The organism is Streptomyces sp. NBC_01390 (assembly GCF_045040105.1).
Classification (GTDB): Bacteria; Actinomycetota; Actinomycetes; order Streptomycetales; family Streptomycetaceae; genus Streptomyces.
On the sequence record NZ_CP109551.1, the window covers coordinates 867,622 to 886,552 of the forward strand.

At 68.2% G+C, this 18,931-nt stretch carries 20 protein-coding genes; 13 read left to right on the top strand and 7 right to left on the bottom strand.

The genetic code is table 11. The annotated features are described in order from the left end of the window. The first annotated feature begins 373 nt into the window (after positions 1–373). Positions 374–1,180, top strand: coding sequence for an enoyl-CoA hydratase-related protein (locus OG241_RS03715; RefSeq protein WP_405813639.1), 807 nt, complete (start codon positions 374–376; stop codon positions 1,178–1,180). A gap of 75 nt (positions 1,181–1,255) precedes the next feature. Here OG241_RS03715 and OG241_RS03720 read toward each other — a convergent pair whose 3' ends face one another. Further along, on the bottom strand, positions 1,256–2,119 hold the full coding sequence (locus OG241_RS03720) for an alpha/beta fold hydrolase (RefSeq protein WP_405813640.1): 864 nt from the start codon (positions 2,117–2,119) through the stop codon (positions 1,256–1,258). A 402-nt stretch (positions 2,120–2,521) separates the two neighbouring features. Between OG241_RS03720 and OG241_RS03725 the strand changes: the two genes are divergently transcribed. The 5 genes from OG241_RS03725 to OG241_RS03745 all read left to right on the top strand — a co-directional run bounded on the left by OG241_RS03725 (position 2,522) and on the right by OG241_RS03745 (position 6,475). Then, on the top strand, positions 2,522–2,821 hold the full coding sequence (locus tag OG241_RS03725; protein WP_405813642.1) for a hypothetical protein: 300 nt from the start codon (positions 2,522–2,524) through the stop codon (positions 2,819–2,821). A 16-nt stretch (positions 2,822–2,837) separates the two neighbouring features. After that, entirely contained in the window at positions 2,838–4,361 is a 1,524-nt protein-coding gene (locus tag OG241_RS03730; RefSeq protein ID WP_405813643.1) for a class I adenylate-forming enzyme family protein, read from the top strand. A gap of 25 nt (positions 4,362–4,386) precedes the next feature. Next, positions 4,387–5,238: a 3-hydroxyacyl-CoA dehydrogenase family protein gene (locus tag OG241_RS03735; protein ID WP_405813644.1), complete on the top strand. Its 852-nt coding sequence runs from the start codon at positions 4,387–4,389 to the stop codon at positions 5,236–5,238. Between the two features lie 268 nt (positions 5,239–5,506). Continuing rightward, on the top strand, positions 5,507–5,995 hold the full coding sequence (locus OG241_RS03740) for a hypothetical protein (RefSeq protein ID WP_405813645.1): 489 nt from the start codon (positions 5,507–5,509) through the stop codon (positions 5,993–5,995). 159 nt (positions 5,996–6,154) lie between these two features. After that, entirely contained in the window at positions 6,155–6,475 is a 321-nt protein-coding gene (locus OG241_RS03745; RefSeq protein ID WP_405813646.1) for a transposase family protein, read from the top strand. Between the two features lie 1,070 nt (positions 6,476–7,545). Here the strand turns inward: OG241_RS03745 and OG241_RS03750 are convergent. Then, complete coding sequence (locus tag OG241_RS03750) at positions 7,546–8,460, bottom strand: VOC family protein (RefSeq protein WP_405813648.1); 915 nt, start codon at positions 8,458–8,460, stop codon at positions 7,546–7,548. A gap of 401 nt (positions 8,461–8,861) precedes the next feature. Further along, positions 8,862–9,005, bottom strand: coding sequence for a hypothetical protein (locus OG241_RS03755; RefSeq protein ID WP_405813649.1), 144 nt, complete (start codon positions 9,003–9,005; stop codon positions 8,862–8,864). Positions 9,006–9,122: 117 nt separating this feature from the next. Here OG241_RS03755 and OG241_RS03760 point away from each other — a divergent pair, with 117 nt between their 5' ends. The 6 genes from OG241_RS03760 (at position 9,123) to OG241_RS03785 (ending at position 13,674) form a co-directional block, all read left to right on the top strand. Beyond that, complete coding sequence (locus tag OG241_RS03760; protein WP_405813650.1) at positions 9,123–9,335, top strand: hypothetical protein; 213 nt, start codon at positions 9,123–9,125, stop codon at positions 9,333–9,335. Continuing rightward, positions 9,332–10,366, top strand: a complete 1,035-nt coding sequence (locus OG241_RS03765; protein WP_405813651.1) for an LLM class F420-dependent oxidoreductase — start codon at positions 9,332–9,334, stop codon at positions 10,364–10,366. The genes OG241_RS03760 and OG241_RS03765 overlap by 4 nt, the downstream gene beginning before the upstream one ends. A gap of 46 nt (positions 10,367–10,412) precedes the next feature. After that, on the top strand, positions 10,413–11,414 hold the full coding sequence (locus tag OG241_RS03770; RefSeq protein ID WP_405813652.1) for a DUF2889 domain-containing protein: 1,002 nt from the start codon (positions 10,413–10,415) through the stop codon (positions 11,412–11,414). A 477-nt stretch (positions 11,415–11,891) separates the two neighbouring features. After that, positions 11,892–12,389 (top strand): thiolase C-terminal domain-containing protein, encoded by a 498-nt coding sequence (locus OG241_RS03775; protein WP_405813653.1) that lies wholly within the window; start codon positions 11,892–11,894, stop codon positions 12,387–12,389. After that, complete coding sequence (locus OG241_RS03780; protein ID WP_405813655.1) at positions 12,320–13,144, top strand: enoyl-CoA hydratase/isomerase family protein; 825 nt, start codon at positions 12,320–12,322, stop codon at positions 13,142–13,144. Before OG241_RS03775 ends, OG241_RS03780 begins: the two co-directional genes overlap by 70 nt. 305 nt (positions 13,145–13,449) lie before the next feature. Further along, positions 13,450–13,674: an AMP-binding enzyme gene (locus OG241_RS03785; protein WP_405813656.1), complete on the top strand. Its 225-nt coding sequence runs from the start codon at positions 13,450–13,452 to the stop codon at positions 13,672–13,674. Between the two features lie 58 nt (positions 13,675–13,732). On the opposite strand, the gene OG241_RS03790 is transcribed toward OG241_RS03785, so the two are convergent. After that, positions 13,733–13,873, bottom strand: a complete 141-nt coding sequence (locus OG241_RS03790; RefSeq protein ID WP_405826033.1) for a hypothetical protein — start codon at positions 13,871–13,873, stop codon at positions 13,733–13,735. 394 nt (positions 13,874–14,267) lie between these two features. On the opposite strand from OG241_RS03790, the gene OG241_RS03795 reads away from it, so the two are divergent. Next, positions 14,268–15,203 carry an amidohydrolase family protein gene (locus tag OG241_RS03795; protein ID WP_328635740.1) on the top strand — a complete coding sequence of 312 codons (936 nt, stop codon included), beginning with the start codon at positions 14,268–14,270 and terminating at the stop codon, positions 15,201–15,203. A 235-nt stretch (positions 15,204–15,438) separates the two neighbouring features. Here OG241_RS03795 and OG241_RS03800 read toward each other — a convergent pair whose 3' ends face one another. The 3 genes from OG241_RS03800 to OG241_RS03810 all read right to left on the bottom strand — a co-directional run bounded on the left by OG241_RS03800 (position 15,439) and on the right by OG241_RS03810 (position 18,779). Beyond that, entirely contained in the window at positions 15,439–16,806 is a 1,368-nt protein-coding gene (locus OG241_RS03800) for a TetR/AcrR family transcriptional regulator (RefSeq protein ID WP_405813657.1), read from the bottom strand. A 216-nt stretch (positions 16,807–17,022) separates the two neighbouring features. Next, positions 17,023–18,168 carry an acetyl-CoA acetyltransferase gene (locus tag OG241_RS03805; protein ID WP_405813658.1) on the bottom strand — a complete coding sequence of 382 codons (1,146 nt, stop codon included), beginning with the start codon at positions 18,166–18,168 and terminating at the stop codon, positions 17,023–17,025. Beyond that, positions 18,165–18,779, bottom strand: a complete 615-nt coding sequence (locus OG241_RS03810) for an acyl-CoA dehydrogenase family protein (RefSeq protein WP_405813659.1) — start codon at positions 18,777–18,779, stop codon at positions 18,165–18,167. Before OG241_RS03810 ends, OG241_RS03805 begins: the two co-directional genes overlap by 4 nt. Positions 18,780–18,931 lie beyond the last annotated feature (152 nt).

An 18,931-nucleotide genomic window follows, 5' to 3' on the forward strand; every position in this document is an offset into this window, starting at 1 on the left:
CTTCGCCCCGCTCGCTCCCTACCGTCCCGGGACCACGTCGGCGCCTGCCGGTTCAGCGCAGTTCCGGTGAACCGGGTCGGAACGGGCACCTCATCAGCGAATCCGTTCCGCCACGGAGCGAACGCTCGACGACGTCGTCGGCGGTTTTCGTGAGCGACCGTCACCGCACCGCCTCGCCGGCCCCTGCGAGGGCCGGGCACCGCACCGTTGCCCCTCCGATCAGGCGGTGGTAACTTACCGAAATCATTCCCGGAAGCTTTACCGAATGGAATACCGGTAGAGCACGCGCCTGGCCGCCGCAGTCCCGCAACCGGGACTGCATGCCGGCGCCACACCACCCGGCGGAAGACGGGGACTCCTGCCCGCCGGGCCGGTGACCCTTCGACGAAACACCTACCGGAAGACGGTCGAGATGGATCTGCTCCGACGCCGTGAGGGCTCTGCCGCGGTCATCACGCTCAACCGCCCCGACCAGCGCAACGCCCTCAGCCCCGGTCTGATCGCCGAACTCTCGCGGGCGCTGCGTGACTGCCTGGACGACGACGCGGTACGCGCGGTGGTGCTGACCGGTGCCGGCGACCGGGCGTTCTGCGCCGGCATGGACCTCAAAGCGTTCGCCTCCGGTTCCGATTCCTCCGGGCCGGAGTCCGACAACACGCACTTCACGATGTTCAGCCGAGGCGAGTACCCCAAGCCCGTCATCGGTGCCGCCAACGCCACCGCCGTCGCCGGAGGGTTCGAGCTCCTGCTCAACTGCGACATCGTCGTGGCCTCCGACAAGGCCAGGTTCGGCATCCCGGAGGTCAAGCGCGGTCTGTTCGCCGCCGGCGGCGGAACCACGCTGCCCGGCCGCATCCCCCTCGCGATCGCTCTCGAACTCGGGCTGACCGGAGATCTGATCGACGCCGAGCGCGCGTGTGCGCTGGGGCTGGTCAACTGTGTCGTTCCAGCTGGAGACGTGGTCGGCGCCGCGTTGGAGTTCGCCCGCCGTATCGGCGAGAACGGCCCGCTCGGCGTCCTCGCGACGAAGAAGCTCATGCGCGTGGCGCTCACCGAAGGCGTCGCCGCGGCGCGCGCGGCGCAGGAAGCCGAAAACTCCAAGGTGTTCAAGAGCGAGGACGCGCTCGAAGGGGCTCGCGCCTTCGCGGAGAGTCGCGCACCGCAGTGGAAGGGCCGGTGAGTCACCCCGGGCCGGGGTGACCCACCGCAGGACCGGACGGGTCACGGAGGCCCAGGACCCGTTGGGTCTGCGCGGTCACACGGTGCCGAGGAATCGCCCTACCTGGTCGATGAACGCGTCGTTGTCGTCGCCGGCCACCATATGGCCGGTGCCGGCGACGTCGACCGCGCGCGAGCCGGGCACGAGTGACAGGAGCTCGCGCACCCCCTCCTCACTGAGCACGTCCGACTGGGCACCGCGGACCAGGAGGGTGGGGACGCCGATGGCGCGGGCCGCCTCGCGCAGCCGCTCCGGGTCGGGCTGCCGCCCGGGTTCGTCGGCGTCCCGCCTCACCAGCGCCGGGTCCCAGTGCCAGTACCAGCGGCCGTCTTCGGCCAGGCGCACGTTCTTGCGCAACCCGTCCGGACTTCTCGGACGCCGACGCTGCGGGTTGTACTCGGACACCGCGGCGGCGACGTCCTCCAGGGTGGCGAAGCCGTCGACGTGGCGGCGCATGAACCCGGAGACCCGTTCGGCGCCGTCCCGTTCCATGCGAGGGGCGACATCGACGAGCACGAGCGCGCGAGCGTCCACCAGCCCTTCCCCGACGGCCAGCAGCGAGGTCAGGCCGCCCATCGACGCGCCGATCAGCGCGGGAGGACGCGGATCGCCCTCACCGACCCGGGCTGCCACGGCGACGAGATCGGCCACGAGGACGTCCATCGAGTAGTCCCCGTCCGGCGCCCACCCGCTGTCGCCGTGACCGCGGGTGTCGAGCGAGAAGGTGCGCCAGCCGCTTCTGGCAAGCGTCAGGGCCGCGCCCTTCCACGAATGGCGGGTCTGGCCCCCGCCGTGCAGGAACAGCGCGGTGCCCTTCGGCGCGTCCACCGGATATTCCTCGGCGGCCAGTTCCACGCCGGCGGCGGGGATCCGCCTGATGAGTGGCTCGGTCCAGGTCATGCGGTTGCACCCTCCCATCTCTCGGGTCACTTCCTCCGCCCGCACGTCGCCGGTCAGCGCACGCGGCACCTCCCGGCGCAGCGTGTAGCGAGGAGTTACGCGGTCCCGCAGCCGACAAGCCTGCTTGCACGGGGATCTTCCTGACGCCGGCACCGGTTCCGCCTCACAGGGAGGCTCCGCCGGCACCTGCCGTACGTCTGCGACTTCAGTTGGGCGGCGGGAACGAGTCCCCGTAGTCGACCCAGCGCGCGATCCGACCGCCGCACCCCTCGCGCCTCTTGACCCCTGTACTATATACCTTACGGTATGGGTGATGCGGCATCCTTCCCAGACGGCCCCGGCCGCTCTGCGGGACGGACGACATCAGTAGTGCCCAAGTAATGCCCCGCCGAGGAGGACGATGTGAGTTTGCAGGTCGGCAACCGGCTGCGCGGACAGAACTCGACGTGCGAAGTCATCGTCGTCATGGGTTCCGCCAGCCCCGCGGTATTGATGTGCGCCGGCGCGGAGATGCGCCCGACGGCCCCCGATCCCACCGCAGCACAGGTGAGCGACGGCCCACCGATCCAGCTCGGCAAGCGGTACACGGACGACGCCAGCGGCGTCGAAGTGCTGTGCACCAAGGCCGGAATCGGCCCTTTGACCTTCGGCGACAGCCAACTTACGCAGAAGGCAGCCAAGGCGCTGCCAGCGTCCGACTGAACGGACCGCACCCGCGATGAACCTCACGATGCTCCTCGACATGGTGGTCGAGGGGATGCCCGACCGGATCCTCATCGGTGACCGCGCGGACGGCCTCACCGCCCGCGAACTCGCCCGACGGGCGCGCTCGGGCGCGGATCTCGTCCGGGCCGCCGATGCCGGCACCGTCGTCTACCTCGGCGGCAACGGTCCCGCGTTTGCGGTCGCCCTGTTCGCCGCGGCCTCCGTCGGCGTGCCGTTCCTGCCGGTCAACTACCGGCTGAGCGACGAGCAGCTGGACGACGTCCTCGGCCGCCAGGCCAGGCCGCTCGTGATAACCGACTCACCCGAGCGGGTCCGGGGCATGGCGGCTGTGACGCTGGAGGAGTTCGCCGGACCGACGGCCGTTGCCGCCGATCACGAAACCGAGCCCGCCGACCCGGACCCCGACTCGATCGCCGTGCTGCTGATGACGAGCGGGACGACCGCCGCCCCGAAGAGCGCGGTACTGCGGCACCGGCACCTGACGTCCTACATCTTCGGCTCCGTCGAGTTCGCGTCGGCCGAGCGGAGCGACGCGACCATCGTCAGCGTGCCGCCCTACCACATCGCCGCCGTCGCGAACCTGCTCTCCAACCTGTACGCCGGTCGCCGGATCGTGTATCTCGACCACTTCAGCGCCGCCGACTGGCTGCATCGCGTCCGGACCCAGGCCGTCACGCACGCGATGGTGGTGCCGACGATGCTCGTGCGCATCGTCAGCGAACTCGTCCACTCCGGCGTGCGGGGCCCTTCGACGCTGCGGTCGATGTCGTACGGGGGCGCGAAGATCGCCGTACCCGTGCTCGTGGAGGCGCTGCGGCTCTTTCCCGGCACCGGTTTCGTCAACGCCTACGGCCTCACCGAGACCGCCTCCTCCATCGCGGTGCTGGGACCGGACGACCACCGTACGGCCGCCGCGAGCGACGATCCCGCCGTGCGCGCGAGACTGGGGTCGGTGGGCCGTGCGCTACCCAGCGTGGAGATCGAGGTCCATGACCCGGACGGGCTGCCGTGCCCTCCCGGCGTGGTGGGAGACATCGTCGTACGCGGGCCGCAGGTCGCCGGTGAGTACCTGGAGGCCGGCAGCCGGCTGGACAGCGCCGGCTGGTTCCCCACCCGTGACCGCGGCCATATCGACGAGGACGGCTTCATCTTCGTCGAGGGCCGGTCCGACGACACCATCATCCGCGGCGGCGAGAACATCGCCCCCTCGGAGATCGAGAGCGTGCTCACCGAGCACGCATGGGTGGCGGACGTGGCCGTGGCCGGCATCCCGGACGACGAATGGGGGCAGCGCATCGGCGCGTTCGTTGTCGTCAAGCCCGGCGTGCGGCCGGACGCCGACGTCCTGCGCGAGTTCGTCCGCGGCCGGCTGCGCAGTTCGAAGACCCCTGACGACATCGTCTTCCTGCCGGAACTCCCGACCACGCCGACGGGCAAGGTACTGCGTCGCAAGCTGGTCGCGGAGATCGACAAGGACGCCGGGGCCTCCGAGTCCGCCAGGACACCCGTGCTCTAGCAGCACCCGAAGACAAGGAGTGCGCGTGGAGTTCAAGACACTCGCGATAGTCGGCCTCGGCACCATGGGGGCCGGTATCGCGCAGACGGCCGTTTCCCTCGGCTTCGACGTGGTCGGCGTCGAGCGGAACGAGCAGGCCGTCGGGGACGGTCGGGCACGGGTTGCCGCCGGGCTGGCGAAGTTCGTCGAGAAGGGGAAGTTCACCGGGGAAGAGGCAGCCCAGGCATTGGCCCGCCTGCGCACCTCCACGGACCGGGCGGACATCGCCGGAGCCGACATCGTGATCGACGCGGCGTTCGAGGACGTCGACCTCAAGCGTGAGCTCTTCCGCGACTTCGAGCGCCACGCCTCTGCCACCGCGGTCCTCGCCTCGAACACCTCGACGATCCCGCTCGTGATCATGGCGGCCGAGACGTCCGCCCCCGAGCGGGTCGTCGGCCTGCACTTCTTCAACCCGGTCCCCCTCATGGACCTGGTGGAGGTCATCCGCACCCCGGCGACGAGCGAGGAGACCGTCCGGGCCGCCGTCGATCTGTCGAAGGCCCTCGGAAAGTCCCCGGTCATCATCAAGGACGTGCCCGGCTTCATCGGCAACCTGCTCGTCGTGCCGTTCCTCCTGGACGCCATCCGCGCCTTCGAGCGCGGCGTGGCCTCGATGGAGGACATCGACTCGGTCCTCAGGCTCGGCTTCAACCACCCGATGGGACCCTTCAGGCTCAGCGACCTGATCGGCCTGGACATCGTCCACGACATGGCCGCGCGCATGTACGAGGAGTACCGCGATCCCAAATACTGGCCCCCGCCCCTGCTCAAGCAGTACGTACGGATGGGCTGGCTGGGCCGGAAGACCAAGCGCGGTTTCTACACGTACGACTGACGGCTGACGAGGGCCGGCCGGTCGGTCTTCCCCGGCCCGCGGGGTGGCTCGGTGAGCACGGGTTCCTGCCCGGCCGGCCTGGTAAGGCACGGGTCGGTGCCGGCAGCACGCCCACCCCCGCACGGGCGGCCCACTCTACGAGCGCGGACGGTGGGGTCTCGTCACGCACGAGGTAGTCGGTGAGAGGGCCTGTGCCCAAGCCGGTGCGTTCGGCCCCGCTGAGCAGCCCGGCGGGGTGGAAGGCCGTCCCCTCCGCCGACGTCACCCCGTGGCGGTGCACCAGGTGCAGCGCGGCCTGCGCCTACAGGCGCCCCATGAAGACCCTGGGTCTTCCGCGAACCATCGCCCGCAGCAGTCCGGCGGGAGCCGCCGCGCAGCAGGGCCGCAACGTATTCTGCTCGCGGACGGCCGGCTGAACGAATTCTGGCTGTTCGTGCGAAGCACGCCCGCACCGGTGAACCGGGAACCGCGCGCGGAGTTCGTTCTGCGCTGGGGCCGCGAGCTCTACCACGCCGACTTCAGACCCAGCGTCGCTTGGGAGCTGAACTACACAAGTGCCGACCGGGGCCGGATTCTCGGCAAACGGCATCGGCTCCTCTATGCGGCCGTCCGGCATGCCGTCGACCATCCCGACCTCGATGTCGAAGACCGCCCGCGCCTGCTGCGCCTGCTGTGGCGGTGTGCGGGATTCGATGAGTACACCATCGCCCGACACGCCCGTGTTCGACTCAACGTGACGGCTGCGGACCGTCCGTGACCCGTTCCCATGTTCGGGGGCGTGGTGGGTGTTGCGGCGTTAGCGAAGGCGGCCGGGCTGACGAATGTGAACCTCGACGGAACTGTCATCCGCACCGACCACGCCAGCGCTCCGGGCCCCAACGGCGCAGACCTCTGGGGGTCCGGAAAACGCAGCACCATGGTGGAAACGCACAGGTCATCTCCACCCCGGACGGCTGGCCGAGCTGGACACGCCGACCCTGGTCGACCTCGGCTACGAAAACACCGGCGGCAGTTTCCCTCACCCCGTCAAGAAACCCGCCAGAGCGCGCTGACCGCGGAGCAACAGGCGTACAACACGGTCATCTGCGGCATCCACGGCGTCTGTGAGCGTGCCAACTCCCTGCTCAAGACGACCTTCAAGGCCCTGCGCATGGTCAGCCTCGACCCCAGCGGCATCACCTGGATCGCCCGAGCCGCCCTCGTCCTGCTCCAGCTGGAACACGGCCGCACCGCCTGACGAAGATCACGAACCGTCACGAGACGTTACCGAGAAGGGTTCAATGAGCCGACGGGAGTCAAAGTGCACCGACAACCCACTGCCGCCGACACCAACACCGTTCCACGTCAACTCATCAGCAAGAAGAGATTCGCGCAGTGAGTGGATGTTGCGTTGAAGGCTCGTCAGTTCTGATCGCCCCGATCCTCGGCCTTCGAGTCTGCTTCGCGGATGAAGAACGCTCTAAGCTTGTGCTCTTGGCGGCGGTGGCGGGCCCGCGAACCGGACGACTTCGCTATCCAGGGTGCATTGGAATCGGTAAGTCGCGCCTGAAGGAATCATGACGCCGCCCCCCGGTCCGAGGTCGGCGACTAGCCTGGACTTTTCGGCGTAGAACTGCACAGAGCCCGCCAGCACCAGCCAGATTGAGTCGCCGGGGTGAGAGTGCAACCCGTTCTCGCCGCCTCCCGCCCGGTAGCGCGCCCGGTACAGACCCACTTCCGGCGTTCGGACAAGGGCCTCGACCCTCCTAGCCTCGGGTGCGCGCCCACCTGTGAACACCTGAAAGTCGAGATCGGTGCTGACGTCGCCGCCCAGAGCGATATCCCAGGCCTTCCGATCGGGAATGTGCCCATAGTGCTTTTCAGTGTCATCGCTCGGTTCCGGAGCAGGGGTATCTCCGGCTGTGGTGTCCATCATTACTCAAAGACCCTCTCGTGGTTTGGGGCCCGGGCGGCAGCGGGCGGGGACTTCTGCAGCGGAGGCGACCTGGCCGAGTCCGACACCGGGCCCGACCCGGTCCGCTCGCATGCGATGAGTACCGCCGGGAGCACCGCCGCACTCCTGGCCCGGTTGTCCGGACGTTCATCGGCGCGGGGATCGCAGTGCCGTCCTTCGCCTCCCTGGTCCCGGCCGATCCCGACATCCGCGTCCGGCTGCCCGAGATCGCGATGGGGCTGATCCCCAGCGCGGGCGGCACGGTCCGGCTCGTCGCCGGGCCGGGCGGTGGCGCACCGCGTTCCTGGCCCGTGCCCGACGCGCCCTGGAGTGGGGCCCGGTGGACGAGATCAGGCTCCACACGGGTAGCGCGCTCATCCGGCTGGCAGGGCCCGCCGGTCGATCCACTCCAGCGGCAGGCCGAGCGTGCTCGCGGGATCCGTCCACGCCTGAGGCCCCGCACGCTCGACGACCGTCACGCCCTCCTCCTCCAACTGTCCCAGTGCGGTGTCGAGTTCGTCCACCACGAGGCACACGCCGTGCAGCCGCTCGCCGTGCCGCTCCAGGGCCTCGGCGTACCGACTGCGGCCACTGAGGGGTGACACGAGGCGTACCGTCACGCCGCCGATGCGTAGATCGACGGAGTCCTCGTGTTGCCCGACCGGGTGTCCCGGAGCCGGTGCCATCTCCATGAGCGAGGCGAGCAGCTCCGCGCTCTTTCGGGCGTCGCGCACGGTCACCGTCAGCCAGGCGACACCCCGTACGTCGACGAGTCCCGGCCGGCCGTCGACCGTCGGCTCGCCGCCGCGTGAGTCGTCGACGAACTCGCTGTCCGTCCACTCGACCAACAGCCCCGATGTGTCCGCCGGATGCATGAAGAAATGCCGCCCCGGCACATCGGCCCCGGTGATCCGTACGTTCCTGCGCCGCAGCAGCGTCTCCGCCGCCCACAGGTCGTCGATCGTCCAGGCGACCGAGTGCAGCCCGGGACCGTAGCGCGCTACGTAGCGCCCCAGCGGCCCCGAGGCGGCCGTCGCCGTGAACAGCGCGACGGGGTCCTGGCCGAGCCGCAGGAGCTGGATGTCGACACCCGACTCCTGCCAGTGGTTGCCGTCCTGGGTGCCTATCGGGAGGCCGTGCACCTGACGCGTCCGTACCTGGAGCGGCCGGGCCCCGAGCACGCGGCGCAGCCACGCGTCCATGTGCTGGCGGGGCTCGCATGCGATGCCCAGTCGATGGAAGTGCCCGGGGCGTACCACCGGAGTTCCCACGATCGGTGCAGCGTTCATCGGCCTCTCCTTGAAGCGCTGGGATCGGTTGCTGACATAGGGCGTTGATGTGACGCACGGCGGCTGTCATCATCAATCAAATACCATACCGTATTGCTTACGGTATGTTGTCCTGCAAGGATGCGGACAGCCAGCGCGAGCTCGAATGAAGGGTGGCGACAGGACAGCGATGGAGGCGACGCCACCCAGGCTGCTCCGGGGAAGCCTCATCAGGCTTTCTTGCGGTGCTGTGCTTCTTCTTCGCTCGCGGAATGGACCGACCGCACGGCACGGATCTCGCCGTCGGGATTGTCGGAGGCGTCATGGCCATGGCATCAATCGCCATCCGCCCGTTCGTGCCCCGGCGCACCCTGTTCGTCGACGACCTGCGCGCGTCGGGCACGCAGCAACTCTTCCTGTTTCTACGCGGTGGTCGTCCTCCTGGTGTGCATCGGCGGCGGCAACGTCCCGGACCGTATGGGACCGGCCAGGACCGGATGGACGGCGACCGTGCTGATCTGCCTCGGCGTGACCGATTCCGCCGTCACTCCGGCGGTCTGGGGCATCTACGTGAGCCTCGTGCCGCTGGGCACCGGTATCGCGTTCCAGTGCCCGGGGCTGCCGGCCCTGACGCTCAACCGTGTCTCCGACGACGAACGTCCGCGCGCCCCTTCACGTTCACGATGGTCTTCGACATCGCGACCGGATCCGGCGGGCAGTTCGTCGGAGGCATCGCCGCCGCTGTCAGCGGCTACCGGTCCGCTTTCGCGGCGGCTGCCATGTGCTCTCTGGTGACCCTGCTGATCCTGCGGTTCCTCGTGCTCGTCCGTCCGGCGGAGGAGACCCTGCCGGACCCGGAGGTCGTCGTCCTCAGAGAGGAGTTGTCGGAGAAATGAGCCGCACCATGGACCTGTCGGTGACCCTGGACTACACACAGGACGTCGTAGCCCTGCTGCCCGAGATCCGCGCGCTGGAGTCAGCGGGCGTCGACGGCCTGTGGATCCAGGAGGGTTACAGTTTCGACGCCGTGTCCGCGATCGGGTTTCTCGCCGCGCACACTGGGGGTATCCGGCTCGGTACGGCGATTCTCAACGTGTTCAGCCGCAGCCCCGCCCTGCTCGCGATGACGGCCGCGGGCTGCGACCACCTCAGCGGCGGCCGGTTCTCGCTCGGCCTCGGCTCGTCCGGACCGCAGGTCGTCGAGGGCTTCCACGGGGTCGGCTACGACCGGCCGCTCACCCGGATCCGCGAGACCATCGACGTCTGCCGCATGGTGTGGCGGCGCGAGCCTCTGCGCTATGAGGGCCGCACCGTCACCGTCCCGCTGACCGAGCGCGGCAGACCGCTGAAGCTCGTCAACCAGCCGGTCCGTCCCGCGGTCCCGGTGTACTGGGCGGCGCTCGGCGACCGGTCGGTCACCGCGGCCGCCGAGACGGCCGACGGCTGGCTGCCCTTCTTCTTCGTGCCCGAGCGCTCCGACCGGGCCTTCGGCGACGCGCTGAGGGACGGTGCCAAACGCAGGGATCCCGTACTCGGTGCACTGGACGTGGTGGCACACGTCGACGTGGCCGTCGGCGAGGGCCTCGACGCCGACCGGCTCCTGGCCCCCGCCCGCTCCCGGATCGCGCTGTACGTGGGAGGAATGGGCTCACGGCAGTCGAACTACTACAACGCGCTGGCCCGCCGCATGGGCTGGGAGCGCGAGGCCGCCAAGATCCAGGACCACTTCCTGGCCGGGCGACGCGCCGAGGCCGCTGCCGCCGTGCCCGCTGAGTGGCTGTCCCTCGGCAACCTCGTCGGCCCCGAGTCCTGGATCGCCGAGCGGCTGGCGGCCTTCGCCGAGTCGGGAGTCAGCACGCTCGACATCACGGTGATCGGCGGCGCCGGACCGGCCGAAACGGTCGAGATCCTGCGCCGTCTGATGTGAACGGCCGCAGCCGTACTGGAAGTTCCATACAGAAGGTGATGAATCCATGGTGCAGCTGACCGCGGGCGGTACGCCGCCCGCCCTGTTTGGGGTCGCCGCGCGGCTGCCCGCACGTCGGCCGTCGTCGGCGCGGCGCACGTCCGACCTCCAGGTGACCCCACATCCGACCTGGGACCAAGACCTCCTCGTGCGGGCTGCCGCGCGCGACGCCGTCGTGGATGGACACGGCCGCCTCACGGAAACGGCGTCCGCGCGCCTGAGCGCCGTACTCGACAACGGGTCCGTGCTCTCCCGGCTGACGGCGCCGCTTCCGCGATCCGTCGTCGAAGCCGTGACCGGCCACCCCACCGTCAGCGGTTTTCGCGCCGGGCTCCGGGCGCTCGCGGACGCGGGGCTGCCGCCCGACTCGCTCGACGCCGCCCTCCTCGACGACCTGCCGACGGTGCGACTGGTCTCGGGCTACGGCAGGATCGCGGAGCTGGGCGAACCACCCCGGCCGCGGCCCACGCCCCTGGTCGGCGTCTGCACGGGCTGGGCCGAGGACGCCACCGCGCATCGCCTGTCACAGACCGGCGGCCACCTCCTGAGCCGGACGCCCGAGGCCCCCGGCTTCCCCGCGATGCTCGACCACCCCGCCGACTTCCATCTCGAGCACCCCTCACGGTCCAGCTCCATGCACAGGCGCCGCATCCTCGAAGTCACCGCGCAAGAACAGGAGTTGGCCATCTACGAGTACTTCAGGGACAGCCACGTGGATCGTGACGGGCGCGAGGGCTCCCTGCACGAGTACGAACTGCACGCCGTGGCCGACCGGGACTCGCTCGTGCTCTCGGCCATCACCGTGACCCCGCGGGCCCTGCCGTTCCCGGAGTGCCCGCTCGCGTCGGGCAACGTCCATGCCCTGCTGGGCACGTCCCTGCGTGCCGCGGACAGCGAGGTCAAGGCACGCCTGCCCGGCACCCTCGGCTGCACCCACCTGTCGGACGTCCTGCGCTTCCTCAGGTTCGTGGAACCGCTCGGCGCCCGTATCGCGGGAGGAGGACACTGATGGAGCAACTGCTTCAGGAACTCAGGTCGTTCCTGGACGCGGAGGTGCCGCGATTCCGCGAGAAGTGGGGCGCCGATGCCGACTCCTGGGAGGCACGCTGCGCCTGGCAGCGCACCATGGCCGGCGGCAAGTGGTCCGCCCCCGCGTGGAGCGAGGAGCACAGCGACCGCGGCACCTGCCTCGCCACGCTCGCGTCGGACGACGTGCACGGCGCTCGGACGACCGTCTCGGACGACGCCGCCGGAGGGCGGCTGAGCGGGGCGAAGACGCATTCGCTGGACGCACACATGGCTGATGTCCTGCTCGTACGGGGCGAGCGGGTCCAGTTGTTCGCCGTGGACCCCCGCGCGGAGGGCGTCGAACTGCGTCCGCTCACCGTGCTCGACCGTACGCGCAAGCAGTTCCGGGTCGAACTGACCGATGCGAGAGGTCAGTTGCTGGACGAGGACTTCGGAGCCGGGCTCTCGCTCACGCTGTATGTTGCCGCGGTCCGGTTTCCGGGAGGCCTCGGCCACGGTCCTGAGCGAGGTGGAGCTGACCACCGACGACGTCGACCACGTCAGGGCGTACGACGCCTACGCGCGCATCCCCTTCTACGGGGTGGAGGACCTCGGATGCGTCGGACGGGGCGAGGCCGTCGTCTTCATCGAGAGCGGGGCCACCCGCCCCGGCGACTCCCTGCCGATGAACACCAACGGCGGCGGACTGCTGTACACGCACGCCGGCTTGTACGGCATGTTCGCCATCCAGGGCAGTGCGTCAGTTGCGCGGGGATGCCGCCGTACCCGTCGAGGGCGTGCGCACCAATCTCGTCCAGGGCATCGGGGGCCTGTTCAGCGCCGCCGGCACCCTCGTCCCGTCCCAGTTCTCAACCATCGCACCCACTACCGGATTGGCGGTACACCATGCTCGACGAATTCTCCGAGGCCGGACTGGAGTTCAAGGTCGCGGACGGCATCGCCTGGATCAGGCTGAACCGCCCGCACCTGCGCAATGCCGTGCACAAATCGCTGCGTAACGCGCTGATCGCCGCGATCGCGGAGGTGCGCGACGACCCCTCCATCCGCGCGGCGGTGGTCACCGGCACGGGCCGGGCCTTCTGCTCGGGCGCCGACCTCGGAGAGGCGGACCACATCGAGATCAGGCCCGAGCGGCGGCGTGGCGCACAGGCCAACATCGCCCGCGAGGACGGCCGTCGGTACGGCTGGTGGCGGCTGATCCGCGACGTCTGGGAGAACGAGAAGCCCTTCGTCGCCGCCGTGAACGGCGCGGCCTACGGCTTCGGCTGCAACTTCGCACTCGCCTGCGACCTGGTCATAGCCGCCGAGTCGGCGAGCTTCTGCGAGGTGTTCGTGACGCGCGGGCTGCCCGTCGAAGCCGGTGGCGCGTATCTGCTCGCGCGTTCATTGAGCCCGGTCCGCGCGAAGGAGATCGCGCTGCTCGGCGAGCCGGTGAGCGGGCGGCAGGCGGAGCAGTGGGGCCTCGCCAACCGGTGCGTCCCGGACGACCAACTGCTCAGCGCCGCGGCGGACTTCGCCCACCGACTGGCCGCAGGACCGACGATCGGCCTGGGACACGTCAAGGGCCAGATCAACGACGCCTATGACTCGTCGTTCGACCAGGCCTGCAAGAACGAGGTGACCCTCCTGGGCCTGGGCATCGGGGAGGACGCCCAGGAGGCCCGGCGGGCCTTCGAGGAGCGCAGGGCACCCATGTTCCGGGGCCGCTGAAAATACAGAAAACAGTACGGTAATTAGTACCGTATAGAAAGGGCCGGTGCCGTGCTCCGCGACTACGCAACAGAGGAAGCGTCGCGATGGCAGGACTCGCAGTGGGAACGCATCTGCACCGCCGGGTCGGCGCGGTCGAGATCGCGAGGCTCTCAGCAGCCCCGACGTCGAGGTCCGGGCCCGGCTGACATCAGCCGGACGCCCGTTGCCGTCGGTCAGCGTCGAGATCCGGGACGCGGACGGCTGGCCCTGCCCGCCCTGCACCGTCGGAACGATTCACGTCAGGGGTCCCCGGTCGCGGGGGAGTGCCGCGGGAGCGGCCCGGTCACCGACGCCGACGGCTGGTTCGCCACCCGCGACGAGGGCATCTCGACACGGACGGCTATCTGTTCGCCCGGGGCCGTGCCGACGACACCACCATCCGGGGTGGCGAGAACATCGCCCCGGCCGAGACCGAAGCCGCGCTCCAGCGTCACCCGGACGTCCATGACGCTGCCGTCCTCGGCATACCCGACGACGAATGGGGTTAGCGGATCAGCTGCAGCTCGGCGGTGATCACGCGGTGCCCGGCGCCCAGAGCGCCGGCGATCAGTGCCGGGCCCTGACGTCGGTGGCGTACCCGCTGCGTGGCGCGCAGACGGCTGGGAGCAGCACGTGCGTGACCTGGCAGCCGCGGCAGCGCACGCGGGTGGGCCGGACCACCAGCCCCGCACCGTCGGCCTGGTGGATGGTGCGGGGCCGGGCGAAGCCCCACGGGGCGTACGGTCATCCGCACGCACAGGCCAGCCGGCCCTCGGCCACATCCGCGCGAACCAAGCGTCCGCGGCCACGGCGAGCTCTTCGACATCGGCCGACACGGGGCTCACCAGCACAGGAGGCGAGTGCCTTGTCGGCTTGCGGGATTGACTCACAGTGGTACGGTAGTGCCGTAATGCTTACGGTAATACTTACTGAAAAACTTACTGCAAACGCTCGGGGCGGGTAGCCACACAAGGTCTTGGTCGTGGAGCGGACTGCCGAGCTACCCGCCTCCGCGGGGCGAATCCCGTGGGCAGTCGCACTCGCCGGCACTCGGGGGCTCCCACGTCGCGTCACAAGTCGGTGTTACTGAGAGGAAGAACTAATGGCCACACCCACATCGGGGCGGCTCGATGTTCATCATCACGTGATTCCCCCCGCTTTCGAACGTTTCGCGGGCCCGTCTACGCAGTGGTCGGCCGCGTCCACGCTGTCGTGGATGGACGATCACCGTGTCGCCGCAGCGGTGATGTCAGTGTCGGCGCCAGGTCTCCCGTCCGCTGCCGACGAAGGCGGTCCCCGCCTGACCCGGGAAATCAACGAGTTCACCGCAGAACTGGTCAAGAACCGCCCGGACCGGTTCGGACATTTCGCCAGCCTGCCCATGGCTGATCACGATCCCGCCAGCGTGCTCGATGAGGTCGGCTACGCCTTCGACACCCTGCAGGCAGACGGGGTGGTGCTGATGTCCAACGCCGTCGGCATATACCTCGGCGACCGGCTGTGGGAACCGGTTTGGGAAGAACTCGATCGTCGCCAGGCCGTGGTCTTCATCCACCCCACGGCCACCGGACTCCGACCCCTCCACGGCCTTAGCCCAGCGGTGGTCGATTTCCCGTTCGACACTGCTCGTACCGCCGTCGACCTTGTGGTTTCCGGAGTGATGCACCGCCATCGGCACGTCAAGGTCATCCTGTCCCATGCGGGCGGATTCCTGCCCTACGCGGCACAGCGCTTCGCCGGAATCATCCCGGTTCTCAGCTCGCCGAAGTCCACTCCGACGACCCCCGACGCCATCCTGGCCGGCCTCAAACGCTTTTACTTCGACACCGCCTTGTCGACCGGCCACGACGCCCTGAAATTGCTGGCCTCGTTCGCTGAACCCGGCCACGTGCTCTACGGCAGCGACTGGCCCTACGCCGGCACTGCAGGAACCGAATACTTCAATCATCTCCTGGACACCGCCGACCTCACCCAATCCGACCGCGAGGCGATCGAACACCGCAACGCCGAACTCCTCTTCCCTCGATTCGCCACCTGACCGGAGCAGCCCAGCCCGCGGGGCTGCTCCGGTAATGGCCGGGAGCCTGGCACGCGGCGGACAACTGACTCAGGTCGGTCGTGAACGGCGGGACCGGTGTTTGAGCACGGCCGAGACATACGGCGGCATCATGGTGCCCCCAGTTGTCACAGCGCGCTCGGCCCAGTCCTGGCTAACCTTCGCCGTGATTGCGTTCGGAACGGGGCACGAGTGGCCCGTCCCCGGACGCGAGCCCTCATTCGCGAGGCCCGGGCGAGTGCCTGGCTTCATCGGTGAACCCGAGGATCGCCCGGTCCAGCAGGTCAGCGATAAGGGTCTCCAGATGTTCGGGCGACAGGTCGGCGTAATGGAGCACCAATGTGTCGGGAAATTGATCGAAGACACCGCCGACAAAGATTCGACTGGCGCTCAGGTGCATGGGATGGCCTCGCCGCGATCGGCTGAGTGCCAGAAAGAGCGCTCGCCGAACGGACGTGGCCACATGCGCGCGCATGCCTTCCATGGCAGTGGTTGCCGGCCTCCGCTCCCGCCAAGCGCGAATCACCCCGCGATATTCGCTGCTCGCCTTCAGCGTGGTGCGCACCCATTCCTTGAAGTCGTTCGTATAGTCATCCTCGTTGACACGTTCGAGGCGAAGCGCACCAGCGATCAGGTCGCGGGCACACATCTCGGCCAAGACTTCCAGCAGCTCAACCTTGGTGTCGAAGTACTTGTAGAAGGTCCCTCGCGCGAACCCGGCCGTACGAACGATGTCGTCGATGTTGGTCTTCTGGTATCCAAACTCGGCGAAGCATTCCCCACCTGCGCGCATCAGGATGTTCACCGTTTGGACGGCTCGAGCGGTCAGACCGGCGATCCGGTCTGAGTATGGGGTGGGCATCGGCCCCAGATCACGGGAGGCAAGTTTGCCGGTGATACGGTGGTTCTTCCATGCCCGTGGCACGGTACGATCCCCGCGCGTCACGTCCACCGGAGTCTCTGGAAAAAGCATGAGCTGCAGTGATACGGAGAAGTAGTAACGCAGCTCGTCACTCGGCAGCCGGGTACCGCTGCCGGATTCCTTGCTCGCGTGGTCCGCATAGTTGAGATAAATGATCAGACTCGTCAACATGTTGGCGGCATCACGGGGATCGACTCCATTGACGCCGCTACTCGAAAGCCAATCCGCTACCCGCGTATTGTACGTTTCATTGAATTTTCCAACCAGGGGCCGTACCGGCGCTCCCGGAGTGTCGATATTCGACCATTCACGGAACAAAATCTCGTACCGCTCGTATACCTCAGCCCATCGGTCGAGCCACCATCGAAGATTGCTGAAGCCTTGCTCCGTGGCGCCGAGCGGTTCTAGGTGGCGAGCAAGGTCCAGCAGGGACGCCCCGCATTCTTCCAGAAGTTCGATGAAGATTCTTTCTTTGCTCTCGAAGTACTGGTAGAGCGTAGCGCGAGACATCTCGACTTGGTCGGCGATATCCTGGATCGTCGTATCGTGGAATCCCTTTTCACCAAAGAGCGCCAGTGCGGTCTGCAGGACGTTTCCGACCGTGGTTGCACCGCGGTCCCCGATAGTGATGCTGTTCGGACCGTAACTAGGACGCCGTTCCATTGTCTGATTTCCTTTCCGCTGAGCGACTGTCGAGCGGACCGAGAGCCTTCGCCCTGAAGTGTATAGGGTGTCAGACCGTGGAAGTGATAAGCGGCAAGCCAGGGCACCGCTAGGCCGGACAGGCTCGACGCCACTCGTGCTCGAACAGGAACGGAGTCCATCTACACAAACAGGTGTCGCTTTCGTCCGGCCGGCAGTTCCGCCATGGCGTCCTCGTCAGTCGGCTCCCAGGATCATGGTGCCGCTCGAGCAGAACCATCCTCCTGTACCGCTCACGCAGGCCAATCGGGCATCCGCTACCTGTCGAGCACCGGCTTGTCCCCTGAGTTGGCGCACCGCTTCAACCATCAGGAAGAGCCCGCGCTGACCCGGATGCATTGCGGAGAGGCCACCTCCATCGGTGTTCGTCGGCAGCGCCCCGCCGACGCGCAGCCGGCCGTCCTGGACGAAGTCCCCGCCCTCGCCCTTCTTGCAGAAGCCCAGGTCTTCGAGATTCACCAGGAGCATGGAGGTGAAGGCGTCGTAGATCTCGCACACATCGATTTCCTGCGGCGTGACGCCGGCTCGTTCGAATGCAAGAGTGCCCGAGATCTTCGCGGGTCCGACCGTCACGTCCTCCCATTGGCTCGTCGACATATGGGAGATGGCCTCCCCCGTCCCGAGTATCCACACCGGCAGACCAGGTAGATCCTGCACGCGATCCTCAGCCACCAGGACCAACGCGGCGCCTCCGTCGGAACGGATGCAGCACTGCAGTTTTGTGAACGGGTCCGCGATGACTCTGCCTGCGAGCACCTCCTCCACCGTCAAGGGAACGCGGAACGTCGCGTCCGGATTGAGCGAGGCGTTGTAACGGGCCGAGACCGCGATCTCGGCCAGCTGCTCCGCAGTGGTGCCGTACTCGTACATATGTCGTCGCGCGGCCATGGCGTACTTACTGATGACGGTGTGGCCATACGGCGCTTCCCACTGCAACGGGCCTCGCGACCCCCAGTCCAAGGTGGCCGTGCGCAGACCGTTCTTGATGTCCGAACGGGAGGAGGAGCCGTAGGCGAGCAGGACCACATCGGCCCTGCCCAGGGAAATCGCGTCCGCAGCGTGCGCGGCCATCACCTCCCAGGCCGCACCACCCACAGCGGTCGAGTCGATCCACGTCGGCCGGATACCGAGATACTCCGCGACATCGACCGGCGGAAGGGCGCCCAGACCCGTCGATGCGAACCCGTCGATCTCGTTCGGAGCCAGTCCGGCCTCCTCGACAGCTCGTCGTGCGGCCTCGCTGATGAGCGTGTACGGGTTGGTCAGCCGGTCGTCCCCGACGCCCGAAAGACCTACTCCCGCGATCGCTACCCGTCGAGTCACGCGTCCTCCATTTCCAGCACTCGGGACAAGTGCAGGTCTCTGCTGCCCAGCTGGAGCGCCAGGACAGTTGCTCGTTTCGCGGCGAGGTGGAGGTCGTGCTCCCAGGTGTAGCCGTTTCCTCCATACAACTGGATCGCCATTCGCGCGTTGTCACTCGCCGCTCGTGCAGCTATCACGCGGGCGAAGGAGGCCTGAGAGGCGACGCCCCCGTGTCCCGCTCGGAACCCTGCGGCGGCGTACAGGAGCTGGGACCTGCTCACCTCGCCGTGCATCGCCGTATCGGCGCACGCGTGCTTCGGCCTGGTAGGCACCGGTCGGCAAGGCGAAGCACATTGCGCCGTTCCGGACGGTTCGGCATCAGACGACGACCTGACGCCTCGACCGACGGCGTAGGTCGTGTGCAGCAGGTTCGTTGGCACGCTCATGGTCTGCGGCCCGCCGCGTGAAGACCGGTCGACGGTGCCCAGGCACAGTTGACTCCCCGGCCACTCTCCCCTTCGCTTTGATATACATACTGTCAGATTCGCGTTTGCGTCACAACCATACGGCCGGCGACTCATCTCGCTGTCGAGACGCCCAGCTCCCCCACGGCCGCCGCCCTGGGCGCCCATTCTTCGCACACCGCAAGCAGAAGACGGATCTGACAACAGTGTCTACGATATTGCAAGTGAGCGAGCGATGCCCCGTCTGTTCACACCGGGCGGACCGCCCATCCGGCTCGACGGTAACGGCCGCAGCACGGAGACGGGCGTCGGAACTCGGC